The organism is Vogesella urethralis (genome assembly GCF_007644045.2).
In the GTDB taxonomy this organism is placed as follows: Bacteria; Pseudomonadota; Gammaproteobacteria; order Burkholderiales; family Chromobacteriaceae; genus Vogesella; species Vogesella urethralis.
The window spans coordinates 76,927-84,851 of record NZ_VMDW02000125.1 but is presented as its reverse complement, the minus strand read 5'-3'; the positions used below and the strand labels follow the sequence as shown (position 1 = coordinate 84,851).

Sequence of the window (7,925 nt, the reverse complement as noted above, 5' to 3'; positions counted from 1 at the left end):
TTTACCATTCAATTCGAGGAACGTATTCCACAGGCGTAACCTAAACCCTGTTTACACAAAAATTCGGACAGCCCCGGGCTGCATCTGACGCGCGTTCTCGACCAGTTGGCGACAACACGCGGCTTGCCCAAGGCGATCAGGACAGATAACGGCAAGGAGTTCTGCAGCCGCGCCATGCTCAGCTGGGCGCATGCTCGTGGCGTTCAGCTCTTCCTCATCGAGCCGGGCAAACCCAATCAGAACGCCTACATCGAATCGTTTAACGGGCGCTTCCGGGATGAGTGCCTGAACGAACACTGGTTCACCAGCCTGCGCCATGCCCAGGTCGTCATCGAAGCTTGGCGGAAGGAATACAACAACGAAAGGCCCAAGAAAGCCCTGGGTGGTTTGACGCCGGCGGCCTACGCCAAATCACTCGCTGAGAAATCAGGTAAATTAGCCTCGGACTCTAATGCTCAGTGCTACTGAAAATGGGGGGACGTCGTCTCGTCAAAAATCACTAGGACGCGATGGTGCTCCAGCATTGACCAGAACTCTGATTTGAAAAACATGAGGTTCTGGTAGGTGTAGGAGCCTCCAACCGCGCCTAGCGCACCATCAAGACGACGGCCTAGCCGTTCTTCCATCGCTTGGCGTAATCCTGCAGCAACGGCCACTGAAGGGGAGAAACACAACACAAGGTCGATCTGATGGCTGGCTTTCATCCGGCGAGCCAACTCGGCGGCAAAAACGGTTTTACCCGCTCCCGGTGTGGCGAGACACAGGAAGTGTCGATATTGGGTGTAGTGGCTGAGGGCTAGGTTGAGGCATTCGTCTTGCCAGCGACGCAGCTTCATTGGTTGGCTAGGTGCGGTAGTTGTGCCAGTACCGTGTCCAGCGCTTTGATTTTCCCCAGCAGTTTGGAGCTACGTTCCCGTGCCGCATGGTATTGCGGTTCAAGCTGGGCTTTGAGTTCAGGAAAGTCACTGTACAGCCGGATGTACTCTTCAGATTCGCCAATACAGGTAAGCAGATCCACCTGGTAGCTCCGTGCTAATGCGCGCAGCCTTTCTCCCATCGCTTGCGAGGCGCCGTCATTCCCTCCATGCACCGTCACTTCACTGAGGTTACGAGGGGTAGCAGTGGGCGCCTTGCGAATCGCAAACTCGGTGTCGTGGAATGCTTCTGTCTTCTCATAGCGTACGGCCCCCAGTTCGGGCTTGATCTTGGCAAGGAGCCCCTTGCTGACCAGCCTTTCGATTTGGCGGTATGCGGTTTTGTAGGCCTTGATACGGCTAGCGCGAACATTGCTGTTGGCATGCACAAAGCAAGCTTCGCGTAGTTCAAGGATGGTGAAGTGATCCATCGCTTGGATAACCAATGCGTCGTAAAGCCTTTGGGGTATTTTCAACTTGCGCATGTGCAAACATCATCCTTGAAGGGATGAATGGAGGAAGAGAGGCGGTCGCGGCGAGGCAGATACAAGAAAAATGCGGATTATAATCCGTGGTTTTGCGAGGGGCAACTGAGGATAGTTCTCGTCTTTAAGAGAGACGAGACATGACTGACATCGCTGTCCTGTTCGGGAACAATCTCAGACGCAAGCGCAAGGAAATGAAGATTTCGCAGGATGATCTCGCCCTGTTGGCCGGGATGGACCGGAGCTATGTTGGGCGGATCGAACGGGGAGAAACCAGTGTGACCTTGGAAAAGGTGTACCTGCTCGCCAATGTGCTGCAGTGTGACGTACGAGAATTGCTGCCATAGTTAACCCTATGGCAGCACGCGGCTAGCCGACCTCAAACAGCAGCTCCAGCATCGCCTTTACGTTCTCCTCCAGAACCCGGTCTCGTGGTCTGAACCGGAGCCCAGTGACGACGACAAACAGCATCTATATGACGCGATTGCCGAAGAACTGAGCCGCAGACTCGTAACACTTGCGCCGCGCCGCGTGCGCACCGAGCGTCTGGCGGAGTGGCGCATCGCGTTTGACGAATCAGGACCTCGCTCGACCTTCCGCCGCGCGGAACTGATTGCAGGCCAAATCTATGACCGCGCGGCCCCAATTCCTGAAGTGACCCCTTCACCGGACCGTAACGCTTTCCTGCAAGAGGTCGTCGAGGCAATGCGCGAGGTAGCCAACTCCATAGGAGCTACGCTTCAATGACAGAAAAATCGAGTGGAGTCACTGTGACGGAGAGGATGCTGGCGGAGTTCTGCGAGAAGTCCTTCCTGAAACTCTGGAGCTACCCAAACCCGCATAAGGACGATGGGCACGAGCTGTGCGACCTGCTGGCTGTTTTGGGCAACCACGTCTTCATCTTTTTCGACCGCGAGAACGAACTGTCGGAAGACCCTGACAAGGATCCGAAGGTCTTGTGGGACCGTTGGAAGCGCAACGTCATCGACCGCCAGATCAAGACCGCACACGGAGCCGAGCGCTACATCCGCAGCGGCAGGCCGATCTTTCTCGATGCGAAGGGCGCTAAGCCATTCCCCTTCGTATTTGACAGAGACGCAGTGGTTATCCACAAGATCATCGTTGCCCATGGAGCCAAGGAGGCCTGCGAGCGGGCTTCGCAGCAGAATATCTATGGCAGCCTGGCGATCACCTACACGGAGACTGATGGGGGCCCTACTGAGCCATTCCATCTCGAGATCGACAAACGGAAACCGGTTCACATCCTTGACAGCCATAACATGCCCATCTTGCTGCGAGAGCTGGACACGGTGACTGACTTCGCGGCGTATCTTAACGAGAAGGTCCGGGCCGCCTCCGCGTTCGATTACCTGAGCTATTGCGGTGAGGAGGACCTTCTCGGCCACTACCTTCTGAACTACGACGCCACGACGAAGCGCCACGTGATTGGGCCGAAGAAGGGCAGCTTCAACGGAGTCATGATCGGTGAGGGAGAGTGGCACGACTTTGTGCAGACCGATCTGTACAAGAATACTAAGAATGTAGACCGCATCTCGTACTTCTGGGACGAGCTGATTCAGCGCACGTCCCAGAACAGTCTGGACGGCACGCTCGGTGGTAACTCCGACATCCTACGGGGCGAAAGCGCAATCTACGAGATGGTCAAAGAGCCGCGCTTTATGCGAAGGGGGCTTGCCGAGAAGATGCTTTCCGCCGTCGAGCGCTTCCCCGACGCCGGGCAGTTTTCTAGGCAGGTCACCTTCCTGCCCTCGTTCGAGCCAAATGTCGCCTACGTCTTGCTGCAATTGCGTGTATCGGATGCGCTCCGCGCCGAACCCGACTACCGCGAGAAGCGACAGACACTTCTTGAGATCGCATGTGGCGCAGCGAAGAACAAGTTTCCATACCTCGTGAAGGTTATCGGGATCGGCATCGACGCACCTAAATTCTCGGACGGAACGGTTGCTGAAGACTTCATTCTCATGCCTTGTGAGGTGTGGACCGACGAAATGCGTACCCACTATGAAGAGCAGAACAGGGGATGGAACTTCTTCGGCACGTCCGAGATGCGGCAATTCAACGATAGGGTGACGCAGTTTGTACCACCACAGCGAACTGGCACGCGGGCAACGCCTGGCAAAGTTGGCCGCAATGATCCTTGCCCTTGCGGCTCAGGCAAGAAGTACAAGAAGTGCCATGGGTAGAGTGCCAAAGCATCATAGTGAAGAGCTCACAGTAAAATTGCATGAAGATAAAAGTATAATAAGTATGGCCTATTCTGATAAATACTTATCTTAGAGGCCTATGTAATATAGTTACTTTGCAATTAGTATGTAAGTAGCGTGGCATTTTTCTAGCGGGCGCAGCACGATCAGGAACACGCCGGCGGCAAAGTTGGACAGCAGGCCGGACCATGCCATGCCGATGGCCACGCCAGCAGCGGCAAACAGCGCGGCAAAGGTGGTGGTCTGGATACCGAAGTAGCCCAGAATGCCCACTACCAGCATGATGTTGAGGGTCACGTTGATGACGGTGCCCAGGTAACGCATGATGGTTGCGTCAACGTGCTGGCGGGCCAGTGCACGCTGTACCAGGTTACCGACCACGCCGATCAGCCAGCGGCCCAGTACCCAGAACAGGATGGCAGCCAGCAGCTTGCCCCCTACGTCGAGTGCGTAGGTGCCAAGGATCTGTTGCCACTGCGAAATGTCGCTCTGATTCATGTGCTACTCCTTTAAAGTCTATTTGACAGGATTTACAGCTGTTCCAGTTAAGCACACGGGTCCGGGGCTCACAAGCGGATTAACAATGGCAATAAATCACACCCGTTACCGCGCCGGCTTTTTGCCCACAGCGGGGCGACTTATGTCAAAGCACGGCAAGGAGCGGTCGCGTTATAATGCGGCCAACTTAGCAAACCCATTGACGCCGACATGACACAGCTCAAGAACGACACCTTCCTGCGCGCGCTGCTGAAGCAGCCGGTTGACTACACCCCGATCTGGATGATGCGCCAGGCTGGCCGCTACCTGCCGGAATACCGCGCCACGCGCGCCAAGGCGGGCAGCTTCATGGGCCTGTGTACCAGCCCGGATTACGCCACCGAAGTCACGCTGCAGCCGCTGGAGCGTTTCCCGCTGGACGCGGCCATCCTGTTTTCCGACATCCTGACCGTACCCGACGCCATGGGCCTGGGGCTGTACTTTGCCGAAGGCGAAGGCCCCAAGTTCGAACGCACGCTGCGTGACGAAGCCGCCATCCAGGCGTTGCAGGTGGCGCCGCTGGAAAAACTGCAGTACGTGTTTGACGCCGTCAGCAGCATCCGCCGCGCGCTGGATGGCCGCGTGCCGCTGATCGGTTTTTCCGGCAGCCCGTTCACGCTGGCCTGCTACATGATCGAAGGCGGTGGCTCGGCTGATTTCCGCCACGTCAAAGCCATGCTGTACGCCCGTCCCGAGCTGCTGCACCGCATCCTGCAGATCACCGCCCAATCGGTAACCGCCTACCTGAATGCGCAGATCGCTGCCGGCGCCCAGGCAGTGCAGATTTTCGATACCTGGGGCGGGGCGCTTAGCCATGCCGCTTACCGCGAGTTCTCGCTGGCTTATATGCAGCAGATCGTGGCCGGCCTCACCCGCGAGGTGGACGGCCGTCGCGTGCCGGTGATCGTGTTCACCAAGGGCGGTGGCCAGTGGCTGGAAGACATCGCTGCCATCGGTGCCGATTGCGTGGGTCTGGACTGGACCACTGACATCGGCCTGGCGCGTGCCCGCGTCGGCCAGCAGGTGGCGCTACAGGGTAACTTCGACCCCAACGCGCTGTTCGGCAGCCCGGCGTCGATCGAGGCGGAAGCCGGCCGCATTCTGGCCGCCTACGGCCACGGCAGCGGCCACGTGTTCAACCTGGGCCACGGCATTTCGCAATTTGCCGACCCGGCGCACGCCGGCGCCCTGGTCGAGGCGGTGCACCGTCTGTCGCGCCAATATCACGCTGCCTGAGCACGCGGTAACATGGCGGCCATCGCTTGCAGCGGTGGCCGTTTTTGTTTGTGACACGGTGCTTGCGCAAGGGGCTTGACAGTTTTCCATACAGGCGTTCCATGACTTATTCACACGCTCGATAAGTTTGTGAGCAATCTGTCAAGCGCTGGCGATAAAAAAATAGAATCAAACATAATCCGTTGAATTTAAAAGGTTTATTTTTTAGATTAATTTTTGTGCAATCCAATGGAAATGCCGGTTTGACGGCCTTGGCAGCCGCAAACCGACAGCTTGTTCACAAAGTTATCCACAGCAAATGTGCACAAATGGCGGCAAGCCAGCAACGGCGCGGCTTGGCGCGGAACAGGAGCCTTCTTGGCGCAGCAACAGATGATCAGCGTATGGCTGGATGTACCGATGCGTACCGCCTTCAGCTATCTGCACCCGCAGCCGCTGCCGGACGGCACCCGGGTACGGGTGGCGTTCGGCACACGCGAGCTGTGTGGCGTGGTGGACAACAGCCAGCAGCCGCCGCAGGTGGCGCCTGACAAGCTGAAGCCCGTCCTGGCGGTGCTGGCGGGCCCCACGCTGCCGCCGTTACTGTTGGAGCAGGTAGCGTTTGCCGCCCGCTACTACCTGCACCCGCCGGGGCAGGCGCTGTTTACCGCCTTGCCCACGGCGCTACGCGAGCCGCGCGACGTGGCCGGCCAGGATCGCCACTGCTACCTGTTGAGCGAACAGGGCCGGCAGGCACCGCCGCCGCCGCGCAGCAAAGTCAAACTGCTGCTATGGCACGCGCTGCAACAACCACAAAAGCGGGAGGCCTTGCGCCAGCTGCACGCGCAGGCGCACCGCTATCTGGCTGACGGCTTGGCCAGTGGCGATATCGTGGCGCTGCCGTGGCAGGCGCCGCCGCTGCAGGTATGCGACGCGCTGCCGCTCAACCCGGAGCAGGAAGCGGCGCGCGCCGCGGTTGCCGCCGCCCTGGGCGGCTATGCGGCTTTCCTGCTGCACGGCATTACCGGTAGCGGCAAGACCGAGGTTTACCTGCAGCTGATTGCCGAGGTGTTGGCCGCCGGCCGCCAGGTGCTGGTGATCATTCCCGAAATCAACCTCACGCCACAGCTGATCCACCGCTTTGCCTGCCGCTTCCCGGCCACGCTGATCGCCTGCCTGCACAGTGGTCTGTCCGATGGCGAGCGCCTGCAAGGCTGGCTGGACGCCGAAGCCGGCCGCGCCGGCATCGTCATCGGCACCCGCCTGGCGGTGTTCACGCCGCTGCTGCAGCTGGGGCTGGTGATTGTGGACGAGGAACACGACGGCTCATTCAAACAGCAGGACGGCCTGCGCTACCACGCGCGCGACTTGGCCGTGTGGCGTGCCCATCGCCAGCAGGTGCCGGTGTTGCTGGGCAGTGCCACGCCCAGCCTGGAAACCGTCGCCAACGCCGAGGCCGGCCGTTACCGCAAGCTGGTGCTGGCCAGCCGCGCCCACGACGGCGCCACCCTGCCGCAGATCGGCTTGCTGGACGTGCGCCGCCAGCGCCTGGACGACGGCCTCGCCCCCGAGGTGGTGGCCGCGCTACGGCGCCGGCTGGCCCGGCGCGAGATGAGCCTGGTGTTCATCAACCGCCGCGGCTACGCGCCGGTGCTGGCCTGCACCGATTGCGGCTGGACCTCCGCCTGCCGCCATTGCAGTGCCCGCATGGTGCTGCACCTGAGCGCCCGCCAGCTGCGCTGCCACCATTGCGGCGCGGTACAGCGCATTCCGGTGCAGTGCCCCGACTGCGGCAACCCCGACATCAAGCCGCTGGGCGAGGGAACACAGCGGCTGGAGGCGGCGTTGCAGCGGCTGCTGCCCGAGGCGCGCATCCTGCGCATCGACCGTGACAGCACCAGCACCAAGGCCGCGTGGGACAGCATTTACCAGCGCGTGCACGCCGGCGAGGTGGATATCCTGGTCGGTACCCAGATGCTGGCCAAGGGGCATGATTTTGGCGCGCTGTCGCTGGTGGTGGTACTGGGCAGCGACGGCGCCTTGTACTCGGCCGACTTCCGTGCCGGCGAGCGGCTGTTTGCCCAGCTGATGCAGGTGGCGGGCCGCGCCGGCCGTGCCGGCGTAGCCGGGCAGGTGGTGATCCAGACGCAATGGCCGGACCATCCGCTCTACCTGGCGCTGCAGCAGCACGATTTTGACGGTTATGCGGCCAACCTGCTGGCCGAGCGCCGCGAGGCCGGCTTTCCGCCGGCGGCGTACCAGGTGGTGCTGCGCGCCGATGCGCCGGCTTACGCCGACGCCGAGCTGTTCCTGCAACATGCCATGCTGGCGCTGGGCACGCCGCCGGAAGGCGTCAGCCTGTTCGGGCCGGCACCGGCGCTGATGGCGCGGTTGGCCGGGCGCGAGCGCGCGCAGCTTACTATCGAAGCCGTACAACGCGTTATGCTGCACGGCTGGCTGCGCAGCATGCTGCCGCAAATCGAGACGCTGGCGCGCAAGGCGCCGCGCCAGTTACGTTGGTCGCTGGATGTCGACCCCCTGGAGTAAGA

Annotated in this window: 7 protein-coding genes and 1 pseudogene; 5 read left to right on the top strand and 3 right to left on the bottom strand. The window is 60.4% G+C overall.

The window, feature by feature from the left end; genetic code table 11:
* Positions 1-75 precede the first annotated feature (75 nt).
* A pseudogene (locus FLQ03_RS16040) lies at positions 76-468 on the top strand (integrase core domain-containing protein); the annotation flags it as partial.
* On the opposite strand, the gene FLQ03_RS16035 reads toward FLQ03_RS16040, so the two are convergent.
* Entirely contained in the window at positions 462-836 is a 375-nt protein-coding gene (locus FLQ03_RS16035) for a DEAD/DEAH box helicase family protein (RefSeq protein WP_144373185.1), read from the bottom strand. The pseudogene FLQ03_RS16040 and the gene FLQ03_RS16035 sit on opposite strands and share 7 nt — an antisense overlap.
* On the bottom strand, positions 833-1,399 hold the full coding sequence (locus FLQ03_RS16030) for a response regulator (RefSeq protein ID WP_144373184.1): 567 nt from the start codon (positions 1,397-1,399) through the stop codon (positions 833-835). The genes FLQ03_RS16035 and FLQ03_RS16030 overlap by 4 nt, the downstream gene beginning before the upstream one ends.
* 140 nt (positions 1,400-1,539) lie before the next feature.
* On the opposite strand from FLQ03_RS16030, the gene FLQ03_RS16025 reads away from it, so the two are divergent.
* Together FLQ03_RS16025 and FLQ03_RS19495 are read left to right on the top strand one after the other, a co-directional pair.
* Positions 1,540-1,746: a helix-turn-helix domain-containing protein gene (locus FLQ03_RS16025; RefSeq protein WP_144373183.1), complete on the top strand. Its 207-nt coding sequence runs from the start codon at positions 1,540-1,542 to the stop codon at positions 1,744-1,746.
* 396 nt (positions 1,747-2,142) lie between these two features.
* Positions 2,143-3,603, top strand: coding sequence for a YecA family protein (locus FLQ03_RS19495; protein ID WP_144373182.1), 1,461 nt, complete (start codon positions 2,143-2,145; stop codon positions 3,601-3,603).
* Between the two features lie 111 nt (positions 3,604-3,714).
* Here the strand turns inward: FLQ03_RS19495 and FLQ03_RS16010 are convergent, their stop codons facing one another.
* Entirely contained in the window at positions 3,715-4,122 is a 408-nt protein-coding gene (locus FLQ03_RS16010) for a mechanosensitive ion channel family protein (RefSeq protein ID WP_206211007.1), read from the bottom strand.
* A gap of 210 nt (positions 4,123-4,332) precedes the next feature.
* On the opposite strand from FLQ03_RS16010, the gene hemE reads away from it, so the two are divergent.
* Both hemE and FLQ03_RS16000 read left to right on the top strand, forming a co-directional pair.
* Positions 4,333-5,397: a uroporphyrinogen decarboxylase gene (hemE, locus tag FLQ03_RS16005; protein WP_144373181.1), complete on the top strand. Its 1,065-nt coding sequence runs from the start codon at positions 4,333-4,335 to the stop codon at positions 5,395-5,397.
* A gap of 357 nt (positions 5,398-5,754) precedes the next feature.
* The gene (locus tag FLQ03_RS16000; RefSeq protein ID WP_144373180.1) at positions 5,755-7,923 is read left to right on the top strand and encodes a primosomal protein N'; all 2,169 of its coding nucleotides are present in this window, start codon (positions 5,755-5,757) and stop codon (positions 7,921-7,923) included.
* Positions 7,924-7,925: the final 2 nt, after the last annotated feature.